This is a genomic window from Streptomyces sp. NPDC020742 (assembly GCF_040641675.1).
Taxonomy (GTDB): domain Bacteria; phylum Actinomycetota; class Actinomycetes; order Streptomycetales; family Streptomycetaceae; genus Streptomyces.
The window spans coordinates 86,461-110,697 of the sequence record NZ_JBFAEA010000023.1 but is presented as its reverse complement, the minus strand read 5'-3'; the positions used below and the strand labels follow the sequence as shown (position 1 = coordinate 110,697).

The 24,237-nt window shown below is 71.2% G+C and carries 22 protein-coding genes; 8 read left to right on the top strand and 14 right to left on the bottom strand.

All coding sequences use genetic code 11. The annotated features are described in order from the left end of the window. Positions 1 to 131: 131 nt before the first annotated feature. The 8 genes from AB0G84_RS29385 to AB0G84_RS29350 all read right to left on the bottom strand — a co-directional run bounded on the left by AB0G84_RS29385 (position 132) and on the right by AB0G84_RS29350 (position 8,669). The gene (locus tag AB0G84_RS29385; protein ID WP_361327229.1) at positions 132 to 1,640 is read right to left on the bottom strand and encodes an MFS transporter; all 1,509 of its coding nucleotides are present in this window, start codon (positions 1,638 to 1,640) and stop codon (positions 132 to 134) included. Positions 1,641 to 1,728: 88 nt separating this feature from the next. Then, complete coding sequence (gene fbaA, locus AB0G84_RS29380; RefSeq protein ID WP_361327226.1) at positions 1,729 to 2,751, bottom strand: class II fructose-bisphosphate aldolase; 1,023 nt, start codon at positions 2,749 to 2,751, stop codon at positions 1,729 to 1,731. Between the two features lie 219 nt (positions 2,752 to 2,970). Next, on the bottom strand, positions 2,971 to 3,513 hold the full coding sequence (gene pyrE, locus AB0G84_RS29375) for an orotate phosphoribosyltransferase (protein ID WP_361327223.1): 543 nt from the start codon (positions 3,511 to 3,513) through the stop codon (positions 2,971 to 2,973). A gap of 111 nt (positions 3,514 to 3,624) precedes the next feature. Continuing rightward, positions 3,625 to 4,467: an aldose 1-epimerase gene (locus AB0G84_RS29370; RefSeq protein ID WP_361327220.1), complete on the bottom strand. Its 843-nt coding sequence runs from the start codon at positions 4,465 to 4,467 to the stop codon at positions 3,625 to 3,627. A gap of 68 nt (positions 4,468 to 4,535) precedes the next feature. Continuing rightward, positions 4,536 to 5,405, bottom strand: a complete 870-nt coding sequence (locus AB0G84_RS29365) for an SRPBCC domain-containing protein (protein WP_361327217.1) — start codon at positions 5,403 to 5,405, stop codon at positions 4,536 to 4,538. Between the two features lie 89 nt (positions 5,406 to 5,494). Beyond that, a complete protein-coding gene (locus tag AB0G84_RS29360; protein WP_361327248.1) occupies positions 5,495 to 7,159 on the bottom strand; it encodes a polyamine aminopropyltransferase in 1,665 nt (554 codons plus the stop codon). 333 nt (positions 7,160 to 7,492) lie between these two features. Next, positions 7,493 to 8,014: a DUF2617 family protein gene (locus AB0G84_RS29355; RefSeq protein ID WP_361327214.1), complete on the bottom strand. Its 522-nt coding sequence runs from the start codon at positions 8,012 to 8,014 to the stop codon at positions 7,493 to 7,495. A 364-nt stretch (positions 8,015 to 8,378) separates the two neighbouring features. Continuing rightward, complete coding sequence (locus AB0G84_RS29350) at positions 8,379 to 8,669, bottom strand: hypothetical protein (RefSeq protein WP_361327211.1); 291 nt, start codon at positions 8,667 to 8,669, stop codon at positions 8,379 to 8,381. A 233-nt stretch (positions 8,670 to 8,902) separates the two neighbouring features. Between AB0G84_RS29350 and AB0G84_RS29345 the strand changes: the two genes are divergently transcribed. Next, positions 8,903 to 10,090, top strand: coding sequence for a pyridoxal phosphate-dependent aminotransferase (locus AB0G84_RS29345; RefSeq protein WP_361327208.1), 1,188 nt, complete (start codon positions 8,903 to 8,905; stop codon positions 10,088 to 10,090). 95 nt (positions 10,091 to 10,185) lie between these two features. Here the strand turns inward: AB0G84_RS29345 and AB0G84_RS29340 are convergent, their stop codons facing one another. Both AB0G84_RS29340 and clpB read right to left on the bottom strand, forming a co-directional pair. Beyond that, on the bottom strand, positions 10,186 to 10,716 hold the full coding sequence (locus AB0G84_RS29340; RefSeq protein WP_361327205.1) for a YbjN domain-containing protein: 531 nt from the start codon (positions 10,714 to 10,716) through the stop codon (positions 10,186 to 10,188). 140 nt (positions 10,717 to 10,856) lie between these two features. After that, positions 10,857 to 13,496, bottom strand: coding sequence for an ATP-dependent chaperone ClpB (clpB, locus tag AB0G84_RS29335; protein WP_361327202.1), 2,640 nt, complete (start codon positions 13,494 to 13,496; stop codon positions 10,857 to 10,859). Between the two features lie 219 nt (positions 13,497 to 13,715). On the opposite strand from clpB, the gene AB0G84_RS29330 reads away from it, so the two are divergent. The 4 genes from AB0G84_RS29330 (at position 13,716) to AB0G84_RS29315 (ending at position 15,485) form a co-directional block, all read left to right on the top strand. Next, complete coding sequence (locus AB0G84_RS29330) at positions 13,716 to 13,841, top strand: hypothetical protein (protein WP_361327199.1); 126 nt, start codon at positions 13,716 to 13,718, stop codon at positions 13,839 to 13,841. After that, a complete protein-coding gene (locus AB0G84_RS29325) occupies positions 13,838 to 14,158 on the top strand; it encodes a Uma2 family endonuclease (RefSeq protein WP_361327196.1) in 321 nt (106 codons plus the stop codon). The genes AB0G84_RS29330 and AB0G84_RS29325 overlap by 4 nt, the downstream gene beginning before the upstream one ends. Positions 14,159 to 14,187: 29 nt before the next feature. Continuing rightward, positions 14,188 to 14,592, top strand: a complete 405-nt coding sequence (locus AB0G84_RS29320) for a pyridoxamine 5'-phosphate oxidase family protein (RefSeq protein WP_361327193.1) — start codon at positions 14,188 to 14,190, stop codon at positions 14,590 to 14,592. Between the two features lie 488 nt (positions 14,593 to 15,080). Beyond that, a complete protein-coding gene (locus AB0G84_RS29315) occupies positions 15,081 to 15,485 on the top strand; it encodes a hypothetical protein (protein WP_361327190.1) in 405 nt (134 codons plus the stop codon). Between the two features lie 77 nt (positions 15,486 to 15,562). On the opposite strand, the gene AB0G84_RS29310 is transcribed toward AB0G84_RS29315, so the two are convergent. Genes AB0G84_RS29310 through dnaK form a run of 4 tightly spaced genes read right to left on the bottom strand, consistent with a single transcriptional unit; the run spans position 15,563 to position 19,741 of the window. Next, entirely contained in the window at positions 15,563 to 16,015 is a 453-nt protein-coding gene (locus tag AB0G84_RS29310) for a helix-turn-helix domain-containing protein (RefSeq protein WP_361327187.1), read from the bottom strand. A gap of 1 nt (position 16,016) precedes the next feature. Next, complete coding sequence (gene dnaJ / locus AB0G84_RS29305) at positions 16,017 to 17,186, bottom strand: molecular chaperone DnaJ (RefSeq protein ID WP_361327184.1); 1,170 nt, start codon at positions 17,184 to 17,186, stop codon at positions 16,017 to 16,019. A 45-nt stretch (positions 17,187 to 17,231) separates the two neighbouring features. Beyond that, positions 17,232 to 17,882 (bottom strand): nucleotide exchange factor GrpE, encoded by a 651-nt coding sequence (grpE, locus tag AB0G84_RS29300; RefSeq protein ID WP_361327182.1) that lies wholly within the window; start codon positions 17,880 to 17,882, stop codon positions 17,232 to 17,234. Beyond that, positions 17,879 to 19,741, bottom strand: coding sequence for a molecular chaperone DnaK (dnaK, locus tag AB0G84_RS29295; protein ID WP_361327179.1), 1,863 nt, complete (start codon positions 19,739 to 19,741; stop codon positions 17,879 to 17,881). Before dnaK ends, grpE begins: the two co-directional genes overlap by 4 nt. 289 nt (positions 19,742 to 20,030) lie before the next feature. Here dnaK and AB0G84_RS29290 point away from each other — a divergent pair, with 289 nt between their 5' ends. From AB0G84_RS29290 to AB0G84_RS29280, 3 genes are all read left to right on the top strand, one after another. Beyond that, positions 20,031 to 22,298: a (Fe-S)-binding protein gene (locus AB0G84_RS29290; protein WP_361327176.1), complete on the top strand. Its 2,268-nt coding sequence runs from the start codon at positions 20,031 to 20,033 to the stop codon at positions 22,296 to 22,298. A gap of 241 nt (positions 22,299 to 22,539) precedes the next feature. Beyond that, positions 22,540 to 23,052: a GNAT family N-acetyltransferase gene (locus tag AB0G84_RS29285; protein ID WP_361327173.1), complete on the top strand. Its 513-nt coding sequence runs from the start codon at positions 22,540 to 22,542 to the stop codon at positions 23,050 to 23,052. Positions 23,053 to 23,151: 99 nt separating this feature from the next. Next, positions 23,152 to 24,075 (top strand): Yip1 family protein, encoded by a 924-nt coding sequence (locus tag AB0G84_RS29280; RefSeq protein ID WP_361327245.1) that lies wholly within the window; start codon positions 23,152 to 23,154, stop codon positions 24,073 to 24,075. The last annotated feature ends 162 nt before the right edge of the window (positions 24,076 to 24,237 follow it).

Sequence of the window (24,237 nt, the reverse complement as noted above, 5' to 3'; positions counted from 1 at the left end):
TAAAGCGAAGCAGTCCACACACCAGACCCCGCAGGCCCGTCACCGCACCCAACAGCCCCGCGCAGCGGCACCGCCCGCCGCAGGCGCAACGGCGAGACGACGCACGGCGAGAAAGATAAACACGTGGGGGACTAGGCCCCCCCAGGGTCCAGCGGCGGTGCGCTCACCCCGCAGTGGTAGGTGCACTCCGGGTGGCAGCGCGGCTGCGGGGCCGGTTCGGTGTCGCGTACGGGCTCGGGGCGTACCGTCAGCCAGGCGATCAGGGCACCGGCCAGCAGGACTCCGGCCAGCAGCGGCATGGCGCGGCGGAAGGCCGCCTCGAAGGCCTCCGCCGAGCGGTACGCCTCCGGGCCCATGCCCACCAGCAGCGGCAGTGCGGCCACCGCGACCAGCCCGGCGGCCCGTGCCGCCGCGTTGTTGATGCCGCTGGCCAGGCCCGCCCGGTCCACGTCCACCGACGCCAGCACCGTCGAGGTCAGCGGCGCGACCAGGGTCACCATCCCGGCGCCCAGCACCACCATCGCGGGCAGCACCTCGGTGAGGTACACCGCGTCCCGGCTGACCCGCAGCATCAACAGCATCCCGGCGGCGCACAGCACCGGGCCGACGGTGAGCGGGATCCGCGGCCCGATGCGCTGTCCCAGCTCGCCGGAGCGGGCGGAGAGCAGCAGCATCAGCACGGTCGTGGGCAGCAGCGCGGTGCCGGCCTGTAGCGCCGAGTAGCCCGCCACGACCTGGAGCTGGAGCACGGACAGGAAGAAGAAGCCGCTGAACGCGGCGTAGACGCACACCGTCACCGCGTTGATCGCGGAGAACAGCCGGATACCGAAGATTGCCGGTGGCAGCATCGGGTCCGGGCTGCGCCGTTCGACGCGGAGGAAGAACGCCCCCAGCAGCAGCCCCACCAGCGCCGGGGCGATCACGCGCGCAGTGGCGCCGCTCGCCGGCGCGGTGATCAGCGCATAGCTCACCCCGGCCAGCGCCAGCGCCCCCAGCACCGCGCCCCGTACGTCGAAGCCGCCCCGCTGCTCGGCGTCCCGCTCCCGGGTCTCCGGTACATGCCGCAGCGCCACCGGCACGCACACCGCCGCCAGCGGCACGTTCAGGAAGAACACCCAGCGCCACCCCGGGCCGTCCACCAGCCAGCCGCCGAGGAACGGGCCGATCGCCGCGGCCACCCCGCCCAGCCCCGACCAGGCACCGACCGCCCGCGCCCGGTCGTCGGGGTGCAGCACGGCCTGCAGCACCGCCAGCGAACCGGGGGTGAGCAGCGCGCCGCCGATGCCCTGCAGTGCCCGGGCCGCGATCAGCACCCCGGCGTGCGGGGCGAGGCCGCACAGCAGGGAGGCGGCGGCGAACCAGACCACGCCGAGCACGAAGATCCGGCGCCGGCCGTACCGGTCGCCGAGCGCCCCGCCCAGCAGGATCAGGGAGGAGAGCGTGAGCAGATAGGCGGTCACGGTCCACTGCAGGACCGCCAGGTCCGCATGGAGGTCCGCACCGATCCGCGGCAGCGCGACATTGACCACGGTGCTGTCCAGCAGCGCCATGCCGGAGCCCAGCACCGCCGTCGCCAGCACCCATCGGCCCTGCGCCGAGGCCAGCCGGACGCCGCCGGGAGCGGGCTGTGGTGCACCCATACCGCGAGCTTGCCCGGTCGCCGGGCTCCGCGCACGGCGAGGGCCCCGCACCCGGCGGGTGCGGGGCCCGGGGCCCGTACGGGACGGGTTACTTGATCTTGGTGCCGGTGGAGCGGAGGTTGGCGCAGGCCTCGGTGACGCGCTGGGCCATACCGGCCTCGGCCAGCTTGCCCCAGCTGCGCGGGTCGTAGGTCTTCTTGTTGCCGACCTCGCCGTCGACCTTCAGCACCCCGTCGTAGTTGCGGAACATGTGGTCCGCGACCGGGCGGGAGAAGGCGTACTGGGTGTCGGTGTCGAGGTTCATCTTGACCACGCCGTTCTCCAGCGCGGTGGCGATCTCCTGCTCGGTGGAGCCGGAGCCGCCGTGGAAGACGAAGTCGAACGGCGAGGTCTTGCCGTACTTGGCGCCCACGCCCTCCTGGAGGTCCTTCAGCAGCTCGGGACGGAGCACGACGTTGCCCGGCTTGTAGACGCCGTGGACGTTGCCGAAGGAGGCGGCGAGCAGGTAGCGGCCCTTCTCGCCCAGGCCCAGCGCCTCGGCGGTGCGCAGCGCGTCGTCGACCGTGGTGTAGAGCTCGTCGTTGATCTCGTGGGTGACGCCGTCCTCCTCGCCGCCGGTCGGGGTGATCTCGACCTCAAGGATGATCTTGGCGGCGGCGGCCTTGGCGAGCAGCTCCTGGCCGATGGCCAGGTTGTCGGCGAGGTTCTCGGCCGAACCGTCCCACATGTGGGACTGGAAGAGCGGGTTCTGGCCCTTGGCCACGCGCTCGGCGGAGATGTCGAGCAGCGGGCGGACATAGCCGTCGAGCTTGTCCTTGGGGCAGTGGTCGGTGTGCAGCGCGACGGTGATGTCGTACTTGGCGGCGACGACGTGCGCGAACTCGGCGAGCGCGACCGCGCCGGTCACCATGTCCTTGTTGTACTGGCCGCCCAGGAACTCCGCACCACCGGTGGAGATCTGGATGATGCCGTCGCTCTCGGCCTCGGCGAAGCCCCGGAGCGCAGCGTGCAGCGTCTGCGTCGACGTGACGTTGATGGCCGGGTAGGCGAACTTGCCTGCCTTCGCCCGGTCCAGCATCTCGTTGTAGACCTCAGGGGTTGCGATGGGCATCTGTCCGCTCCTTGTGTGTGCGGGTGTGCGTTCTTGGCCCTGACCAGGGGGCGAGGACTTCGCCGCTGCACATCTTCCCAGACTCCCCCAACAGCTCCACATCACCCGCCCGGGCGTCTCACGAAGAGGACACGCCGTTTCACGTGAAACAGCGTGCCCCTCGATGAAAGCACTGGTCAGAGCCGCATGAGCCGATCTACCTAAGCCCCGTGGCGTCCGTCAGGCGAGACCGAGATCCCCGAGCTGGTAGCCCGTGATATAGGGCAGACCGGCCTCGGCGATCGCCGCCTCGGCACCCCGGTCGACGATCGTCGCCACGGCGACCACCTCGGCACCCGCCTCCCGCGCCGCCTCGACGGCGGTCAGCGGCGAGCCGCCGGTGGTGGAGGTGTCCTCGACGACCAGCACCCGGCGGCCGGTGATGTCCGGGCCCTCGATGCGGCGCTGCATCCCGTGCGCCTTCTGCGCCTTCCGGACGACGAAGGAGTCCAGCCGGCGGCCACGCGCGGCCGAGGCGTGCAGCATCGAGGTGGCGACCGGGTCGGCGCCGAGCGTCAGCCCACCGACCGCGTCGTAGTCCAGGTCGGCGGTGATGTCCAGCATCAGCTGCCCGACCAGCGGGGCGGCCTCGCCGTCCAGGGTGATCCGGCGCAGGTCGATGTAGTAGTCGGCCTCCTTGCCGGAGGAAAGCGTCACCTTGCCGTGCACCACGGCCTTGTCCTTGATCTGCTGCAGCAGCGCGCCGCGCACGTCGTCACTCATGGCCATGAGCTTAGGCCGTGTCCGCACCGTCCCGTCGTCCGCCCGCGGGCCGGCCGGAACGGTGCGGCGCCACCCCGCCGCCCGGCCCCGCGCCCGAGCGGCACCGGGCACTCAGGACAGCGTCCGCCAGCTCCAGGTCGTCGAGATCTCCAGCGGGTCGATGGGCGTGACCAGGCGCGGCAGCGTGTTGAGTCCGTTCGGCGGCCCCGACTGCGGCTCGACGCAGACCGCCGCTTCCTGCTCGTCGTAGACCACCACCCACTCGGCGCGGCTGGTGACCGTCAGCTCCAGACGGCCCGGCCAGGTGAGGGTGGCCCGCACCCCGCCCGGCATGCCGAAGCAGTCGTCCCACGGGCCCGGCGCCGGCACGGTCCGCCGCCCGGTCGGGAGGTGGTCGGCGCCCCGCTCCTCCTGCCACTCCGGCGCGAAGTCCAGCGTGACGTCGGCGCCGCCCTCGCCCAGGTTGCGCAGGAACCAGGGGTGCCAGCCGGCCTGCGCGGGGAAGGAGTCGGCGGTCGCCTCGACGCCCATGGTGAGGGTGAGCGAGCCGCCGTCCTGGGCCAGCTCGACGAGCTGGGTGACCCGCCCCGGGTACGGCCAGGGGGCGGCCGGATCGCTCAGGTCGTAGGTGAAGGCCGCCTCCGTGGCGCGGGAACGGGCGGTGCGCCAGCGGAGGTTGCGGCCGGTGCCGTGGATGGCGTGCGGGGCCGCGTTCACCGGCATCCGGTGCAGTTCACCACCGTTGCGGAACTGCCCGTGGTCCATCCGCCCGCACCACGGAACCATCGGGAAACAGCCGTACCGGTCGCCCTGCCGCAGCAGCTCCGTACCGCCGATGCGGAGGCTGCTGATCCGGCAGCCGTTGTCCGGCCGGACGGTCACTTCGGCCGCTCCGGCGGCCAGCCGCACGCCTGCCGCGGGCGGCGCGGGCGGGGTGTCTCTGTCGGTGCTCACGGTCCGACCCTAAGGGCCCGTGAGGGTGGGTGCGGTGATCCGCGGCGGACGGCCCGCCGCGGCTCCCGTCAGCGCCGCCGGCGCAGCACCCGGCCGACGACCACCGCGGAGGCCAGCACGACCGCCGCAGCCGGCGCAGCCCACCGCAGGGCGGCCGAGGTCGAGCCGGTCTCCGCCGCGGGGACCGGGGCGTACCGCCCGCGCGGCGGGGCGTGGTCGACCTCCTCCGCGCTGCGCCCGATCATGGTCCGGCGGGCATGGGCGGCCTCGGCGGGAGCCGCCTCGTCCGCGCCCCCGTCGTAGGGACGCCCGGCCGGCGCCTCGGGCACGGCGTCGGCGGCGTCGAGGCCGCCACCGGCGTCCAGCTCCGCCGCCTCGATGGCGTCCTCGTCGCTGAGCGGGTCCAGGGCCGGCGGCGGCACCTCGGTGCCGGTCGCACCGGCGGCCGGCCCGGTGTCCGCCACCGGCCGCTGCCTTAGGTCCTCTGCCAGGTGCTCCGCGAAACGGTCCAGCAGCCGGCGGCCCACGGCCTCGGCGGACTGGTCGGAGACCTCGGCCAGCCGGCCCTCGGTGCGGACGGCGCCGGAACAGGTCAGCGTGGCCCCCGGGCCCGGCTCGGTGGCCGCGGCGAGCCGTACGGTCAGGGTCAGCGCGACCCTTCCGTCGCCCCGCGCCTCGGTGCCCTCCGCCTCGACGGTGACCGCGGCCTCCGCACCGTCCCCGCCAGGTCTGCCGTCGTCGGCGACGCCGACCGTCAGGGCCCCGCGGTAGGTGATGGTGGAGCTTCCGATGCGCAGCCGGAGCCGTCCCTCGGGGCGGTGCGGGGCCGCGTCGGCGTCGAGTTGGACTCCTGGGACACAGCGCGCCACCCGCTCCGGTTCGCTGAGCGCCTGCAGCACGGTCCGGACGGGGAACGGAACGTACACCTCATGCTCCATGACATGGGAGCCTACCCAGCGCCCCGGATTCCCGTGCCCGACGACCGTGGTTTTCTGCACTCGGCCACGCGCCGGGGCGCCACGGCCGCTCAGTCCAGGTACCGCGGATGCAGCAGCGTCGACGCCGGGAGGCCGTGCATCCGGCACCGGGCCTCCCGGCGCCGCCCGGTCTGCAACTCCTGGGGCGTCAGACCGGCCAGCAGTGGTGCGTCGGGCGCCAGGCCGAAGACCGGCCGCTGCCGAGAGGCCAGCACGAAGCCCCAGTACCGGAGCGGCCCCGTCGCCGCGGCCGCGGGGGTGTCCCCGGCCGCCTCCGCGGAGCGCGCCGGACGGTCCGGGCCGCCGTAGAAGCCGTCGGGCCGGCCCGGCACCCGGTACGGCACGGTCGCCAGGCCCACCGACCGGATCGTCGCCTCCACCGTCCAGTACATCCGCGGCCGGACGGCCGGCGGCCCGGCGTGCACCACCAGCCGCCCGCCGTCGGCCAGCATCCGCTCGGCCAGGCCGTAGAACTCCTGTGAGTAGAGCTTGGTGCTGGCGGCGATCCCGGGGTCGGGCAGGTCGGAGACGATAACGTCGTACGGGGCCGGGCGCCGGTCGGGGCGCTCCCGGCCCCGCTCCCGCAGCCAGTCGAAGGCATCCGCGGTCACCACATGCACCCGGGGGTCGCGCAGCGAGTGGCGGTTGAGGCGGGAGAGGCCGGCGTCGGTGCGCGCCAACTGCAGGACGCCGGGGTCGAGTTCGACGACGGTCACCGAGCGGACCGCGCGGTAGCGAAGGATCTCGCGCACCGCCAGGCCGTCGCCGCCGCCCAGGACCAGGACCCGGGCGCGCCGCCCGCCCGCCATCGCCGGGTGCACCAGCGCCTCGTGGTAGCGGAATTCGGTGTCCGCGCTGACCCGTAGCCGGCCGTCCAGGTAGAGCGCGAGCGGCCGGCCGGAACCTTTCCTCCCATGTGCCGCACCGGTTCCGGGCCCCGTGCCGCCGGTCAGCACCACCTCCTGGACACCGGTCTGCACCGCGACCCGGGCCAGCGAGCCGTATACCGCGCGCCGGGCGGCCCGTTCGAACGGCACCGCCAGCAGCATGCCCGTGGCCAGCAGCGCGAGCACCAGCGCGTTGACGCCAAGCAGCGTCCAGCGGGCGCGGGCGGTCAGGTCACGGCGGAACAGCCACAGCACCAGCGCGCCGCCGGCCGCCGCATTGACCACGCCGGTCACCAGCGCACCGGTCAACTGCCCCAGGCAGGGCAGCAGCAGGAAGGGGAAGGCCAGGCCGCCCACCAGCGCACCGACGTAGTCCGCGGCGAACAGATCGGCGACCGCGCCGCCCGCGTCCTGCCGGCGGACCCGTTGGATCAGCGTCATCAGCAGCGGCACCTCGGCGCCGATCAGCACCCCGATCAGCAGCGAGAAGCCGACCAGCGCGGAGCGGGACTGACCGAACCAGGCGAAGCAGGCGTAGAGCGCCATCGCCGAGCACCCGCCGACCAGCGCGAGCCCAGCCTCCACCACGCCGAAGCCGACCGCCGCCCGGCAGCGCAGCCGCTTGGCGAGCAGCGCCCCGACGCCCATGGCGAAGACCATGACGGACAGCACGACCGAGGCCTGGGTGACCGAGTCGCCCACCAAGTACGTTGCCAGCGCCACCAGTTCGAGCTCGTACACCAGGCCGCAGGCGGCGCAGACGAAGACCACGGCGAGGACCAACAGCCGGCCGAGTCCGGCCGGCACGGGCAGCCGCGCCGGTGTCATGGCCTCCGGCGGCCCGACGACGCCGGTGAGAACGGACTCTGGCGGCTCGATCATGCCGGGAAACGCTACGTGACGATACGCTCGCTCCTGGTCACCCACACGGGTGCAGTATGCGGGCTACACGCGCCGGACAGGCGATGTCCCTGCACACGGGCCGAGGCCCGGAACCACCCCCTGCAACCGGCGCGCACAACACGGCGCGCGCCCATCGCCCCTTCGATACCCCGGCGCACACTCCCTCGCCCCGCCACGCCTCGCACCCCACCCGCGCCCGCACCCCCGGATCGCACCACGGCCCCGCCGGCCCGCCTCCGCACCGCCGACGACCTCCCCCTAGACCGCGGCGACCGCCGCCCGTACGCCCACCCGGGTGCGGGTGGCCACCAGCCGGCCCTCCTGTGGGTACGCATGCCAGGTCCGCCAGCGCACCTGACCCTGCTCGCACTGCGCCAGCATCGCGGTGAAGGCGTGCGGTGAGCCGGGGAAGGTGCCCGCCAGCCCGTAAGGGTGCTCGGCGACCAGCGCGAGCAACTCCTGCGCCCGGCCTGCGAAGGATCCGCGGGAGAGCGTCTCGACATGGGCGGCGAACTCGTACTCCCAGTCGCCCAGCCGCTTGGCCACACCGAGCGGCAGCGGGGTGCTGCTGCCCGGCATGCAGGCGACCGTCTCGGAGCACATGCCGCGCTCCTCTTCGAGGAGCACCTGGTGGGAGGCGCCAAGCAGCCTCAACTGGAGCTGTACGCCGTGGAGTTCGAGGTCGAGTACGGCAAGGGCCGGCAGGGGTTCCCTGCCCAGCGCCCAGGCCAGGTCGGATGCACGGGTATCGGTGTACGCCGTCTTCAGAGTGGTGAGCATGGGTCGGCTCCGCAAGCACGCAGTGGAATGGTGGGCCGGCCCGCCCGTGAAGGATCAGAAAGGTGCATCTGCCTGCCGGCTCGTGCCCACGCGGGATCGGAGAACGTGGGGGAATTCTCTAATGAAGAGGGAATCATGAAAGCCCACTTGCCCACAGCATTTTTACCCATCCCCTCCGGGTTTCCATCCCCTAGAGGGCCATGCAGTTCATATGTTCAACGGCAGTGCGCCCGGCGGGTGTTGGCCTGCACATCAGCTTCCGCAGGACTCATATGCGCCGGCGCACGAGCCCCTTGCATGTGCCCATGGGAAGAGGCCCCCCGAATGGTCCGGGAGGCCTCGTCACAGAGGTGGCGCGGGCGGTTCAGCCGCCGCCACCACCACCGCCGCCGCAGCCACCGCCACCACCCCCGCAGCCACCACCCCCGCCACAGGAGGAGCCGCCACCGCACGAGTGACCGCCGTGGTGTCCGCCGTGGTGTCCGCCGTGGTGGCCACCGCCCAATCCGGAGCCCCCCATGCCGCCGGCCCACCAACTCCCGCCGCTGGAACCGCGGTAGCCGCCGCCGCGCCCACCGCCGCTACCACCCCGCGAGGCCAGGGCCACCAGCCCGATCACCGCTGCGCAGATCAGCAGGAAGATCACAACTCCCACTCTGCCTCACACTCCTTTCCTTCCCCCGAAGCGAGGAGGCACCTCCCACGCCCATTGGGCAGTGGGGGCGCATCGCTCCGTCCGGCGCCCCGTGCGCCGCTGCGGCGCCGTCCCGCGCCGCCGGCCACCTCCGTCGGCGACCGTCACTGTCCTTGATCCGGGGCTGATGCCCCGTCCCCCGCGTCTCAAAGCACAGTTGAGGAAGTCCAGAGGTTCGGCGCAGGATGGCGCCCATGGACCGACCGCTGCTCAATCGCCGCCTCGCCGAATTCGGCACCACGATCTTCGCCGAGATGTCGGCGCTCGCCGTCCGCACCGGCTCCATCAACCTCGGGCAGGGCTTTCCCGACACCGACGGGCCGGAGGAGGTCAGAGAGGCGGCGGTGCGCGCCCTGCGCGACGGCCGCGGCAACCAGTACCCGCCCGGCCCCGGCGTCCCCGAGCTGCGCACCGCCGTCGCCGCCCACCAGGAACGGTTCTACGGCCACCTCGGCCTCTCCTACGACCCCGACACCGAGGTCCTGGTCACCGCCGGCGCCACCGAGGCGATCGCCGCCTCCCTGCTCGCCCTGGTCGAACCGGGCGACGAGGTCATCGCCCTGGAGCCGTACTACGACTCCTACGCCGCCTGCATCGCGATGGCCGGCGGCCGGCGCGTTCCGGTGACGCTGCGCGCGCACGCCGAGTCCGGCACCTACCGCCTCGACCTCGACGAACTGCGCGACGCGGTCACCGACCACACCCGGCTGATCCTCCTGAACACCCCGCACAACCCCACCGGCACCGTCCTCACCCGCGAGGAGCTGGCCGCCGTCGCCGAGCTGGCCGTCGAGCGCGACCTGCTGGTGGTCACCGACGAGGTCTACGAGCACCTCGTCTTCGAGGGCGAGCACCTCCCGCTGGCGTCGTTCCCGGGGATGCGGGAGCGCACCGTCACCATCAGCTCCGCCGGCAAGAGCTTCTCCTTCACCGGCTGGAAGGTCGGCTGGGTCACCGCGCCCACGGAGCTGATCGGCGCGGTCCGCTCGGCCAAGCAGTTCCTCACCTATGTCTCGGCCGGCCCCTTCCAGTACGCCGTCGCCGAGGCCCTGGCCCTGCCCGACAGCTACTACACCGGCCTGCGGGAGGACCTGCGCGCCAAGCGCGACGTCCTGAGCGCCGGCCTGGCCGACGCGGGCTTCGGGGTCTTCCGCCCGGCCGGTACGTACTTCATCACCACCGACATCCGTCCGCTCGGCGAGACCGACGGCTTCACCTTCTGCCGGGCCCTGCCCGAGCGCGCCGGCGTCGTCGCCATCCCCAACGCCGTCTTCTACGACCACAAGGACCAGGGCGCCCCGTTCGTCCGCTTCGCCTTCTGCAAGGGCCTCGGGGTCCTGGAGGAGGCGGCGGGGCGGCTCAAGGCCCTGGCGGGCGCATAGGACGGGGCCAGGGGCGGTCCCCGACACGGACGCGGGCCCCGGAGCCGACAGCTCCGGGGCCCGCGCAGCCAGGCGGCTGGGGCGAAAGGACTCGCTCAGTCCTCGTCGTCGCCCGGCTTCTGGTCGCCTTCGATCTCGGCCTCCAGGCCGAGCTGCTCGACGATCCACCTGTCGAATTCGATCGAGGCACGTACCCAGCTGACCGTGCTCGACACAAAGTGTTCGAGCGAGACACCGGTGCCGATCAGCATCGATGCCTCACCGATCAGACGGACCGTGCCGTCGTCATGGGTGTGGGTGTAGGCCTTGGGCCACAGCGTCCGGCGGTTCCAGTCGTCGATCGCCTCCAGCAGCTTCGACTTCTCGTCGATGCCGTGGGCGCGGTCGTAGAACGTGCGGACGGAGAAGATCTGCTGCTCCTCCTCGCCCCGGAACATGAAGTACGTGCGGAACTGCTCCCACGGGGCGGCGAGGTCACCCTCCTCGTCGACGACGTACTTCAGCTCCATCTGTTCGAGGAGCTGCTTGACCAGGTCCTGGTCGGGCACGACGGGACCATCAGGCCCCGACGGCTGCGGTTCGGGCTGGCCCCCGAAATTCGGAATCGAGGACGGGTCGATGCTCACCGTGGAATTCCCTTCGTATGGTCCCTGCCATCCTCCCCCACATCCGCCCCGTCCTGGCAACCCCGGACGGGGCGGTGCGGGCAAGGTGTCGGTCAAGGCGCCGGCCGCGGGGTACGGCGGACCGCCGGGGAGCCGCCGGTTCAGGCCCTGGCCCGCCGCTCCGCGGCCACGGCCAGCCCCTGCCCGTTCTCGCCGTCCACGTCCACCCGTACGGTGTCCCCGTCCAGCACCTCGCCGGCCAGGATCGCCCGGGCCAGCTGGTCGCCGATGGCCGTCTGGACCAGGCGGCGCAGCGGACGGGCGCCGTAGGACAGGTCGGGGGCGGGGGCGTCCAGCACCGGCTCCTGGCCGAGCCCGGCGAGCCAGGCCAGCGCACGGTCGGTGACGTCCAGCGTCAGCCGGCGGTCGCCGAGCCGGCGCTGGAGGTGGGCGAGCTGGATCCGGGCGATCCGCTGCAGCTCCGCGGTGCCCAGCGGGTGGAAGACCACCACGTCGTCCAGGCGGTTGAGGAACTCGGGGCGGAAGGAGGAGCGGACCGTCTCCAGCACCCTCTCCTTCTTCTGGTCCTCCTTCAGAGCTGGGTCCATCAGGAAGGCGGAGCCGAGGTTGGAGGTCAGGATCAGCAGGGTGTTGCGGAAGTCGACGGTGCGGCCCTGGCCGTCGGTGAGCCGGCCGTCGTCGAGGACCTGGAGCAGGATGTCGAAGACCTCGGTGTGCGCCTTCTCCACCTCGTCGAGGAGGATCACGCTGTACGGGCGGCGCCGGACCGCCTCGGTCAGCTGGCCGCCCTCCTCGTAGCCGACATAGCCGGGCGGGGCGCCGACCAGCCGGGCGACCGAGTGCTTCTCGCCGTACTCCGACATGTCGATCCGGACCATCGCCCGCTCGTCGTCGAAGAGGAAGTCCGCGAGCGCCTTGGCCAGCTCGGTCTTGCCGACACCGGTCGGCCCGAGGAAGAGGAACGAGCCGGTGGGCCGGTCGGGGTCGGCGATGCCGGCGCGGCTGCGGCGCACCGCGTCCGACACCGACCGCACGGCCTCGCTCTGGCCGATCAGCCGCCGGCCGAGCTCCTCCTCCATGCGCAGCAGCTTCTGGGTCTCGCCCTCCATCAGGCGGCCGGCCGGGATGCCGGTCCAGGCGCCGACCACGTCCGCGATGTCGTCCGGGCCGACCTCCTCCTTGACCATGGACTCCTTGGACGCCTCCTGCTCGGCCTCGGCCTCGGCGGCCTCCTCCAGCTCCTGCTCGACGGCCGGGATCTCGCCGTAGAGCAGCTTGGAGGCGGTGTCGAAGTCGCCGTCGCGCTGGGCGCGCTCGGCCTGGCCGCGCAGGTCGTCGAGCTTCTCCTTGAGCTCACCGACGCGGTTGAGGCCCTGCTTCTCCTTCTCCCAGCGGGCGGTCAGTCCGCGCAGGTCCTCCTCCTTGTCGGCGAGGTCCTTGCGGAGCTTCTCCAGGCGCTGCACCGAACCGGCGTCGGTCTCATTCTTCAGCGCCAGCTCCTCCATCTTGAGGCGGTCCACGGCGCGCTGGAGCTCGTCGATCTCGACCGGCGAGGAGTCGATCTCCATCCGCAGCCGGGACGCGGCCTCGTCGACCAGGTCGATGGCCTTGTCGGGCAGGAAGCGGGAGGTGATGTAGCGGTCGGAGAGGGTAGCCGCGGCGACCAGCGCGGAGTCGGCGATCTGCACCTTGTGGTGGGCCTCGTAGCGGCCCTTGAGTCCGCGCAGGATCGCGACGGTGTCCTCGACGGTCGGTTCGGCGACCAGCACCTGCTGGAAACGCCGCTCCAGGGCAGGGTCCTTCTCGATCCGCTCCCGGTACTCGTCGAGCGTGGTGGCGCCGACCATCCGCAGCTCACCGCGGGCCAGCATCGGCTTGAGCATGTTGCCCGCGTCCATCGACGAGTCGCCGCCGGCGCCCGCGCCGACGACCGTGTGCAGCTCGTCGATGAAGGTGATGATCTGGCCCTCGCTGGACTTGATCTCCGCCAGGACGGTCTTCAGCCGTTCCTCGAACTCACCGCGGTACTTGGCGCCCGCGACCATCGCGCCGAGGTCCAGCGCGACCAGCCGCTTGTTGCGCAGCGACTCGGGGACGTCGCCCTTGACGATCCGCTGGGCCAGCCCCTCGACGACGGCGGTCTTGCCGACGCCGGGCTCGCCGATCAGCACCGGGTTGTTCTTGGTCCGGCGGGAGAGCACCTGCACCACCCGGCGGATCTCGTGGTCCCGGCCGATGACCGGGTCGAGCTTGCCCTCGCGGGCGGCGGCGGTGAAGTCCGTGCCGAACTTCTCCAGCGCCTTGTACGTGCCCTCCGGGTCGGGGTTGGTCACCCGCTGGCCGCCGCGGCTGGCCTCGAAGGCGGCCAGCAGCTTCTTGGCGGAGGCGCCCTGCTGGCCCAGCAGCTCGCCGGTGCGCCCGCCCTTGGCGGCGATCCCGATCAGCAGGTGCTCGGTGGAGACATAGGCGTCGCCCAGCTCCTTGGCGCGTGCGGTGGCGTCCGCGATGGCGGCGAGCAGATCGCGGTCGGGCTGCGGCGGGGCGACCGTCGAGCCCTGCACGCTCGGCAGCGCGGCCAGCTGGCGCTCGGCGCCGTTGCGCAGCGCCGCGGCGTCCGCCTCGACCGCGGCCAGCAGATCCATGATGTTCTCGTTGTCCTGCCCGGCCAGCAGCGCCAGCAGGAGATGTGCGGACGTCATGTCCGCGTGCCCGGCGGTGATCGCCCGGTCGTTGGCGGCGCTGAGCGCCTCCCGGCTCTTGTTGGTCAGCTCGGCGTCCACAGTCCTCGCGATCCTCCTCGTACTCGTACCTGCACCGTACGGCCCTGCACGGCTGAGCTGCCGCTTTTCCGCCCAGCCGGACAAACTCTGCTCACACCAACGTGCGATAAGTTGAGTCTATTCCACTCAAGGCTCCTCGTACGGGTGAACGAGCCACAACGGCGCGCCTCGTGTGTCGTCGGATGGCGACGCTGGCCTTCGACCACAAGGAGGTGCAGCATGACGGCTATGGCACACGAGCCGATGGCGACGGACCACGAGACCCTCCTGGATTACTTCCTCGCCCTGACGTCTCCGGGGGGCAAGGGACTCTGCTGCGCCCCGGCGACCGGAAGAATTACGTGATCCCCGATGCCACCTTCGCACCCACGGAACTGGATCTGTTCCTGGACGCCGAGCCCTGGATGCCCAGCGATGGCGTCGCCCTGGTCATGGAAGTCACGTCGAGCAATCCGGAGCGCGACTGGAAGGCCAAGCGGCACTGCTACGCCCGTGCCGGTATCCCGCTCTACCTGCTGGTGGACCGCAGCAAGGCTGCCATCACGCTCTTCAGTGATCCCTCCGGGGACGACTACGTAGGCAACAACACCGCCCCCCTGGGCAAGCCCCTCCCCCTCCCCGCCCCCTTCTCCTTCGAGCTGGAAACCACCGACTTCCTCTGACCCCGGGGCCCCGGCCTACCCTTGCCCCCATGGCCCACGACCTCAGCGCCCTCAGCCCGGAGTACCTCGCCTTCTGGCGGGAGTACCTGATGCCGACGCTCACCACACCGCGTCCGGACGGCACGCCGCACGTCGTCCCCGTGGGCGTCACCTACGACGCGGAGCAGCGGATCGCGCGGATCATCACCCGCAAGGACAGCACCAAGGTCAAGAACGTGCTCGCGGCCGGCGCGGACGGCGCCCGGGTGGCGGTGTGCCAGGTCGACCGGGGGCGCTGGGCCACGCTGGAGGGCATCGCCCGGGTGCGGACGGACGCCGAATCGGTGGCCGACGCGGTGGCCCGCTACGCCGAGCGGTACAACCGGACGCCGGCCCCCAACCCCGACCGGGTCATGATCGAGATCGCGGTGACCCGGGCGATGGGCCGGGCCTGAGGACCGTGGCCGGCGGCGGACCGGCCGCGCAGCGCTCGTAGCCGGCGGCCCGTGGCCCGCACGGGCTGCCGCCCCTCCCCGTATCCCCGTCGTGGTCCCGTGGCCCCGTGGTCCGGCCCTGGCCGAAACCGGCCCCTCCGCCTCCGGCCCGACCGTCCCACCTGGTACCCAAGTACCAACGGGAACCGATCAGCTCCGCGCTTCGACGGACGGGATCGGACCTGCCCCGTGCAGAAGACGGCAGCTGGAGGCCGTATGGCGTCGGCATCACGCACCACGACGACGCATCCGCGCCGTCCCCACCCCACCCGGCCGTGCCCGCACGCCGAGCAGTGCCCCCGCTGCGGCGGCCAACTCGCCGTCAACCAGGACGGCTGGAAGATCTGCCACGCCTGCGGATACGCCTCACCGCCCGGTACAGCCCCTCCACCACGGGCCATTTTCGGGGGTATCGTCGCCCCCACACTCGCCACGCCCCGGAGGGCACGATGAACTCGGTCCGAGTCACGGCGATCGCCTGTCTGATGCCGCTGTCCGAGCTGGACGAGGATCCGTTCCTGGTCGACGACCGCAGCCAGCACGACATGTGCACCCAGTGGGCGGCCGCGCGTGACTACCACCTCACCTGCCGGCTCAGCCTGCACCACCTGCGCGCCGACCACAGCGCGCTGTGGCGGGATGTGGAGAACGGCCTGGTCGACGTGTTCGTGACGCCCAACCGCCGGGCGCTGGAGACCGCCATCGACGGGGCCGACGAGTTCACCGAGCGCTGCGCCGCGGCCGGCGTCCGTCTGGAGACCGCGGACCTCGACGAACCGGTCTACACCCTGGCGATGAAGTCCCAGGTGCACCGCCGGCTGTCGATGCCCACGGCCGGGTACAACGGCTGCTGAAGCCCCCTCAGCACGGCGAAGGGCCGGGGTGTGCCACCCCGGCCCTTCACTGTGCTGCGGTACGCCCGGCGCGCCCGCTACTCAGACCGCTTGGGCCGCCAGACCACCAGCGCGCTGGTCTGCTGGACGTCCTGATACGGCACCAGATCCCTCCGGTAGGAGGCGTGCACCGCCGCCTCCCGCTGCTGCATGGCGCTGGCCGCGCCCTCCAGGGCGCCCTGGAGTTCGGCGACCCGCTGCTGCAGCGCCGCGACCTGGTTCTCCAGTTCGATGATGCGCTTGATGCCGGCGAGGTTGATGCCCTCGTCCTGGGACAACTGCTGCACCGTGCGGAGCAGTTCGATGTCCCGGGCCGAATAGCGGCGGCCCCGCCCGGCTGTGCGGTCGGGCGAGACCAGCCCCAGCCGGTCGTACTGCCGCAGGGTCTGCGGATGCAGGCCGGAGAGCTGAGCCGCGACGGAGATGACGTACACCGGCGACTCATCGGTCAGTTCATAGGGGTTACGACGCTGCCCGCCCCGGCTGTCCATCTCAAGCTCCCTTCGCGGCCTGGAACAGCTCCGCCCGCGGGTCCGGGCCCGCAGTCGCCTCGCGATAGGACTCCAGCGCTTCCTTCGCCTTGTCGCCGAGGTCCTTGGGAACGACCACCTCTATGGTGACCAGCAGATCACCACGGGTGCCGTCCTTCCGTGTGGCGCCCTTGCCGCGGGCCCGCATCGTGCGCCCATTGGGCGTGCCGGCCGGCAGCTTCAGCGTCACCGGCGGGCCGCCCAGCGTCGGCACCTTCACCTCGCCGCCGAGCGCGGCCTCCGGGAAGGTGACCGGCACGGTGACAGTGAGGTTGTCACCCTTGCGGCCGAAGACCGGGTGGGCACCGACGTGCACCACCACGTACAGGTCGCCGGCCGGGCCGCCCTGCTCGCCCGGGGCGCCCTTGCCGCGCAGCCGGATGCGCTGCCCGTCGGAGACGCCCGCGGGGATGCGCACCTGCATCGTGCGGGCGCTGGTCGCGCGCCCGCTGCCCTTGCAGACCGCACAGGGGTCCTGGGCGATCAGGCCCCGGCCCTTGCAGTCCGCACACGGGTCGGTCAGCGAGAAGCCGCCGCCCGCGCCCCGGCTGACCTGTCCGGTGCCGACGCAGGTCGGGCAGACCCGCGGCGTACCGTTCTTGTCGCCGGTCCCCGAACATGCCTTGCACGGCGCCTGACTGGACATCCGCAGCGGGACCGTGGCCCCGTCCACCGCCTCGGTGAAGCTGAGCGTCACCTCGGACTCGATGTCCTGACCGCGGCGCGGCTGGGTACGCGCACCACCGCCGCGGTTGAACAGGCCGCCGAAGACGTCCCCCAGACCGCCGCCGAAGCCGCCGGCAGAACCGGCGGACCCGCCCGAGCCCCCGAAGAGGTCGCCCAGGTCGAAGTTGAAGGAGCCGCCCCCACCGGGGCCGGGCCGGAAGCCGCCGTTGCCGAACAGCGCCCGCGCCTCGTCGTACTCCTTGCGGCGCTTGGCGTCGCCGAGTACGTCGTTGGCCTCGGAGATCTCCTTGAAGCGCTCCTCGGCCTTGGCGTCGCCCTTGTTGGCGTCCGGGTGGTTCTCGCGGGCGAGCTTCCGATACGCCTTCTTGATCTCCGCTTCGGTGGCGTCCTTGGGGACGCCGAGGACCTTGTAGTAGTCCTTCTCGACGAAGTCCTTGGTGCTCATCCCCGACGTCCCTCCTTCCGTACCGATTCCTTCAGCGCCCGCGCGTCAGCCCTCGTCCGGGCCACCGCTCTCCTCGTCCGAAGCCTTGGTCTCCTCGTCCGAGGCGGACTTGGCGCCCTGCGCGCCCGGCTGCGGCTCGGCGACGGCGACCCGCGCGGGGCGGATCGTTCGCTCACCGATGCGATACCCCGGCTGCAGGATGGCAACGCACGTCGTCTCGGTGACGTCCGGCGCGTACGAGTGCATCAGCGCCTCGTGGATCGTCGGGTCGAAGGGCTCGCCCTCCTTGCCGAACTGCTGCAGACCCAGCTTGGCGACCACGGTCTCCAGCGACTCGGCCACCGACTTGAAGCCGCCGACCAACTCGCCGTGCTCGCGGGCGCGGCCGACGTCGTCGAGGGTGGGAAGGAGCTCGGACAGGAGGTTCGCCGCGGCGATCTCCTTGACCGTGACCCGGTCCCGTTCCACCCGACGGCGGTAGTTCTGGTACTCCGCATGGAGCCGCTGGAGGTCGGCGGTGCGCTCATTGAGCGCGGTGCGCGCCTGGTCCAGCTGCGCCTGGAGTGCCACGTCCGGTACGTCCCCGGCCGGGGCCGAGCCCGCCTTCTCGGCGGACTCGGCCTGCGCCGCGTCTTCGGGGGCGGCGTCAGAGGGGACGTCAGGCTTCTCGTCGAAGCCCGGGGTCTCCTCCGTCACGCGGCACCGTCCTTCTTGGGCTTCTCGTCGTCGACGATCTCGGCGTCCACCACGTCGTCGGCGGCGTCGGACGGGGCCTGCGCACCGGCGGCACCCTCGGCACCACCCGCGGCGCCCTGCGCGCCCTGGGCGTCGGCGTACATGGCCTGGCCCAGCTTCTGCGAGACGGCCGCGACCTTCTCCGTGGCGGTACGGATCTCGGCGGTGTCCTCGCCCTTGAGCTTCTCCTTCAGCTCGCCGATGGCGGTCTCGACCTCGGTCTTGACCTCACCGGGGACCTTGTCCTCGTTGTCCTTGAGGAACTTCTCGGTCTGGTAGACGAGCTGCTCGCCCTGGTTGCGGGTCTCGGCGGCCTCGCGGCGCTTGTGGTCCTCGTCCGCGTAGCGCTCGGCCTCCTCGCGCATGCGGTCGACCTCGTCCTTCGGCAGCGAGGAGCCGCCGGTGACGGTCATCTTCTGCTCCTTGCCCGTGCCCAGGTCCTTCGCGGTCACGTGCATGATGCCGTTGGCGTCGATGTCGAAGGAGACCTCGATCTGCGGGACGCCGCGCGGGGCCGGCGGCAGACCGGTCAGCTCGAACATCCCGAGCTTCTTGTTGTACGCCGCGATCTCGCGCTCGCCCTGGTAGACCTGGATCTGCACGGACGGCTGGTTGTCCTCGGCGGTGGTGAAGATCTCGGACCGCTTGGTCGGGATCGTGGTGTTCCGCTCGATCAGCTTGGTCATAATGCCGCCCTTGGTCTCGATACCGAGGGACAGCGGGGTGACGTCCAGCAGCAGGACGTCCTTGACCTCGCCCTTGAGGACACCGGCCTGCAGGGTGGCGCCGATGGCGACGACCTCGTCCGGGTTGACGCCCTTGTTGGCGTCCTTGCCGCCGGTCAGCTCCTTGACGAGCTCGGCGACGGCCGGCATACGGGTCGAGCCACCGACCAGCACCACGTGGTCGATCTCGGACAGCTGGATGCCGGCGTCCTTGATGACGTTGTGGAACGGGGTCTTGCAGCGCTCCAGGAGGTCCGCGGTCAGCTGCTGGAACTGCGAGCGGGTGAGCTTCTCGTCCAGGTGCAGCGGGCCCTCGGCGGAGGCGGTGATGTAGGGAAGGTTGATCGTCGTCTCGGTGGAGGACGACAGCTCGATCTTCGCCTTCTCCGCAGCCTCACGCAGACGCTGCAGCGCCATCTTGTCCTTGGACAGGTCGACGCCGTGGCCGTTCTGGAACTGCTTGACCAGGTAGTCGACGACGCGCTGGTCCCAGTCGTCACCACCGAGGTGGTTGTCACCGTTGGTGGCCTTCACCTCGACGACGCCGTCACCGATCTCCAGCAGCGAGACGTCGAAGGTGCCGCCGCCGAGGTCGAAGACCAGGATGGTCTGGTCGTCCTTCTCCAGGCCGTAGGCCAGGGCGGCCGCGGTGGGCTCGTTGACGATGCGCAGGACGTTGAGGCCCGCGATCTCACCGGCCTCCTTGGTGGCCTGGCGCTCCGCGTCGTTGAAGTAGGCCGGCACGGTGATGACCGCGTCCGTGACCTTCTCGCCCAGGTACGCCTCGGCGTCCCGCTTCAGCTTCTGCAGCACGAAGGCGCTGATCTGCTGCGGGTTGAAGTCCTTGTCATCGATGCCGATCTTCCAGTCGGTGCCCATGTGGCGCTTGACCGACCGGATGGTCCTGTCGACGTTGGTGACAGCCTGGCGCTTGGCGACCTCGCCCACCAGCACCTCGCCGTTCTTGGCGAAGGCGACAACGGACGGCGTGGTCCTGGCGCCCTCGGCGTTGGTGATAACGGCGGACTCACCGCCCTCCAGAACGCTGACGACGGAGTTCGTCGTGCCCAGGTCGATGCCGACCGCACGTGCCATGTCAATTCCTCCAGCTGACTTGAGTGGAACAGGCTCAAGAGTGCAGCACCTAGGAAAACCTGTCAACAGAGCTGAGCCGGGCGCACTCAACTTTTATGTCAGCCTTATCGTCACCCGGCCGCCACCCAAGACGCCGGAGGCCCCGGAGAGGGTTGCCTTCGCGACACAGATCACCGGCCGGGCGGCTTCATGGCACAGAGGAGAATGGGTAACCTCAGCGGCAGACCCAAAAAGTTACTGCTTAGTAGTTCTCTCCGTTTTCCGCTCTCGCAGGCACGAGGAGCCTCCCATGCAACTCGCCGCGATCATCGTGTCGCTGGTGCTCATCGCGGTCGCCGCGGCGCTGTTCGGCCGCGCCCTCCTGCAGATCTACCGCCACTTCCGACTGGGCCAGTCGGTACCCGCCGGGTCCCGTACCAACGACCCCGCACAGCGGACCGTCACGGTGGCCAAGGAGTTCGTCGGCCATACCCGGATGAACCGCTGGGGCGTCGTCGGCGTGGCGCACTGGTTCGTTGCGGTGGGCTTCCTCACCCTGCTGCTGACCATCGTCAACGCCATCGGCCAGCTCTTCCAGGCCGACTGGCTGATCCCGTTCATCGGCGACTGGCTGCCGTGGGAGATGTACGTCGAGGCGATGGGCACCCTGACGACCCTGGGCATCGTCGTCCTGATCGTCATCCGGCAGCTGAGCCGACCCGGCGGCGCGGGCCGCAAGTCCCGCTTCGCCGGCTCCAACACCGGCCAGGCGTACTTCGTCGAGACCGTCATCCTCATCGTCGGCATCTGCATCGTGACGCTGCACGCCCTGGAAGGCGCCCAGCACGGCGTCGACCACTACGAGGCCGCGTACTTCATCTCGTACCCGCTGGTCGCGTTCTTCAAGGGGCTGAGCCTCGCCACCCTGCAGAACCTCACCTACCTCTTCGCCGGCATCAAGATCGCGACGTCCTTCATCTGGATGATCACGGTCTCCCTCAAGACCGACATGGGTGTGGCCTGGCACCGCTTCCTGGCCTTCCCCAACATCTGGTTCAAGCGGGAGGCGGACGGCGGCGTGGCGCTGGGCGCGCTGCAGCCGATGACCTCCGCGGGCAAGCCGATCGACTTCGAGGACCCGGGCGAGGACGACCAGTTCGGCGTCTCCCAGGTCGAGCACTTCTCCTGGAAGGGCCTGCTCGACTTCTCCACCTGCACCGAGTGCGGCCGCTGCCAGTCGCAGTGCCCCGCGTGGAACACCGGCAAGCCGCTCTCCCCGAAGCTGCTGATCATGTCGCTGCGCGACCACGCGCACGCCAAGGCGCCGTACCTGCTCGCGGGCGGCGGCAAGGACGACGAGGGCAACGAGAAGGCGACCGCCGAGCAGCTGGCCGGCGTGCCCGCGTCCGCGCTGGCCGAGGCCGAGCGCCCGCTGATCGGCACCCTGGAGGAGAACGGCGTCATCGACCCGGACGTCCTGTGGTCCTGCACCACCTGCGGCGCCTGTGTCGAGCAGTGCCCGGTCGACATCGAGCACATCGACCACATCGTCGACATGCGCCGCTACCAGGTCATGATCGAGTCCTCGTTCCCGTCCGAGGCGGGCACGATGCTCAAGAACCTGGAGAAGAAGGGCAACCCCTGGGGCCTGGCCAAGAAGCAGCGCCTGGCCTGGACCAAGGAGGTCGACTTCGAGGTCCCGGTCGTCGGCCAGGACGTCGAGGACCTCACCGAGGTCGAGTACCTCTACTGGGTCGGCTGTGCCGGCGCCCTGGAGGACCGCGCCAAGAAGACCACCAAGGCCTTCGCGGAGCTGCTGCACATCGCCGGCGTGAAGTTCGCGATCATGGGCGGCGACGAGAAGTGCACCGGTGACTCGCCGCGCCGCCTGGGCAACGAGTTCCTCTTCCAGCAGCTCGGCGCGGAGAACGTCGCCACGCTGAACGCGGCCTTCGGCGAGGACGACGAAGACGAGTCGACCAAGAAGCCGAAGGCGTCGAAGAAGATCGTCGCGACCTGCCCGCACTGCTTCAACACCATCGCGAACGAGTACCCCCAGCTGGGCGGCGAGTACGAGGTCATCCACCACACCCAGCTGCTGCAGCACCTCATCGACGAGGGCAAGCTCACCCCCGTCACCCCGGTCGAGGGTCTGATCACCTACCACGACCCCTGCTACCTGGGCCGCCACAACAAGGTCTACACCCCGCCGCGCGAGATCATCGCCAAGGTGCCGGGCCTGCGGAACGAGGAGATGCACCGCCACAAGGAGCGCGGCTTCTGCTGTGGCGCCGGCGGCGCCCGGATGTGGATGGAAGAGCGCATCGGCAAGCGCATCAACAACGAGCGGGTCGACGAGGCGCTCTCCCTCAACCCCGACATCGTCTCGACGGCCTGCCCGTTCTGCCTCGTCATGCTGACCGACTCGGTCAACGGCAAGAAGAACGACGGCAAGGCGAAGGAGTCGGTCCAGGTCGTCGACGTGGCCCAGCTGCTGCTGGACTCGGTCAAGACGCCGGTCGACCCGTCGGACGAACCGGAGTCCGAGGACGCTCCCGAGCCGGAGCCGGCGAAGTAGCCGCTCTTTCCCGGACGTTGACGACGGCCGGTCCCCTCCACGGGGGCCGGCCGTCGGCGTCTGCGCGGCGCGGCGCGGTGTGGCGCGGTGTGGCGCGGCGCGGTGTGGTGTGACACGGCGCAACACGGCACCTGGGACCGCCTTGGACGCTCCACGGCAGGGCCGGGGACCACCCGGACGCCCCGCGCCCCGGGGCCGTAATCCGCTTGCCCGGCACCGGAACGCCGCCGACCATGACGGCATGGACGCCGAACACGACGGCATGGACACGCCTCCGCTCACCCTCCGCCCGGCCGTCGCCTCCGACGCGCCCGCGATCGCGACCGTGCACCAGGAGTCACGGCGCGTCGCCATGCCGTATCTGCCACCCCAGCGCCACACCCACGACGAGGTCACCCACTGGATCCGTGCGTGCGTGCTGCCGGAGAGCCGCACCGTCGTTGCCACCCGGGGCCCCGAGGTCCTCGGCTACGCCACGCTCCGCGGCGAACTCCTCGACCAGCTCTACCTCCGCCCCGACGTCCGCCGCACCGGCATCGGTACCCGTCTGCTCGCCGAGGTCCGACGCCTGAGCCCCCAGGGGCTCACCCTCCACGTCTTCCAACTCAACGCCGAGGCGCGGGCGTTCTACGCCCACCACGGATTCCGGGTGACGGCCGAGGACGACGGCAGCGCGAACATGGAGAACCTGCCGCAGCTCACCCTCCGCTGGACCCCGGCCCCGGCCCCGGCATCCCCGCCGGGGTCCCCCTAAGGGATGTCACAGGTCAGCAGCAAACGACGCCCAGTCCCCCAGCCCGGCCACCCGTTTCCCCACGGACCAGGTACTTTCGAAGGCGTGGCTGGATTCAGGATGGGTCGCGGACGGGATGCCCGCCCCGCGCAGAACGGACAGCAGGGGCAACAGGGGCAGCAGGCGCCGTACGGGCAGCAGGGGCCGTACGGACAGCAGCCCCCGCCGCAGCACGGGCAGTGGCAGCAGGCCCCGCAGCAGTACGGCGGCGGGCCGCAGGGACCGGCGCCCGGGCAGTACGGCGAGCCGGAGTACTTCGGCGACGGCGGCTACGAACCGCCGCAGCAGTCCTACGCCCCGTACGGCGGCGACAACAACCCCGGCAGCACCCGGCAGTTCAGCATCGGCGAGGCTCCGGACGCCTACGGTGACCACCCCGACCAGTACGGCACCCCGGACAACGGTGGCTACCACGCCGGCCAGGGCTCCGCGCCTCCGGCCGGCCCCCGGCTGCAGTGGCAGCAGCTGCTGTCCGGCATCGTGCTGCGCCCCGACGCCACGTTCTGGCAGATGCGCGACCACCAGGTCTGGGGCCCGGCGCTGATCGTCACGTTCGTCTACGGCCTGCTCGCGGTCTTCGGCTTCGACAAGGCCCGCGCGGACGTGCTGAACGCCACGCTCTCCAACAGCATCCCCTGGGTGGGGATCACCGCCGTGATGTTCATCATCGGCAGCCTGATCCTGGGCACGGTCACCCACACCCTGGCCCGCCAGCTCGGCGGCGACGGCGCCTGGCAGCCGACCATCGGCCTCTCCATGCTGATCATGAACATCTCGGACGTGCCCCGGCTGCTGTTCGCGATGTTCCTCGGCGGCGACTCCACCCTGGTCCAGGTCCTGGGCTGGCTGACCTGGCTGGCCTGCGGCTACCTGCTGACCTCCATGGTCAGCAAGTCGCACGACCTGCCGTGGCCCAAGGCCCTGGGCGCCTCGGCGATCCAGCTGGTGGCCCTGCTGGGCCTGCTGAAGCTCGGCACGCTGTAACAGCACGCTGTAACACCACCCCGGCCACCCCAAGGGCCCGTCCCGGAGCACCCCGCTCCTGGACGGGCCCTTCTCGTCCTACGCGCCTCGCGTCTTACGCACCTCTCGTCCCACGCGCCTCTCGTTTCACGCACCTCTCGTCCCACGCGAAGAGGCCCCGCG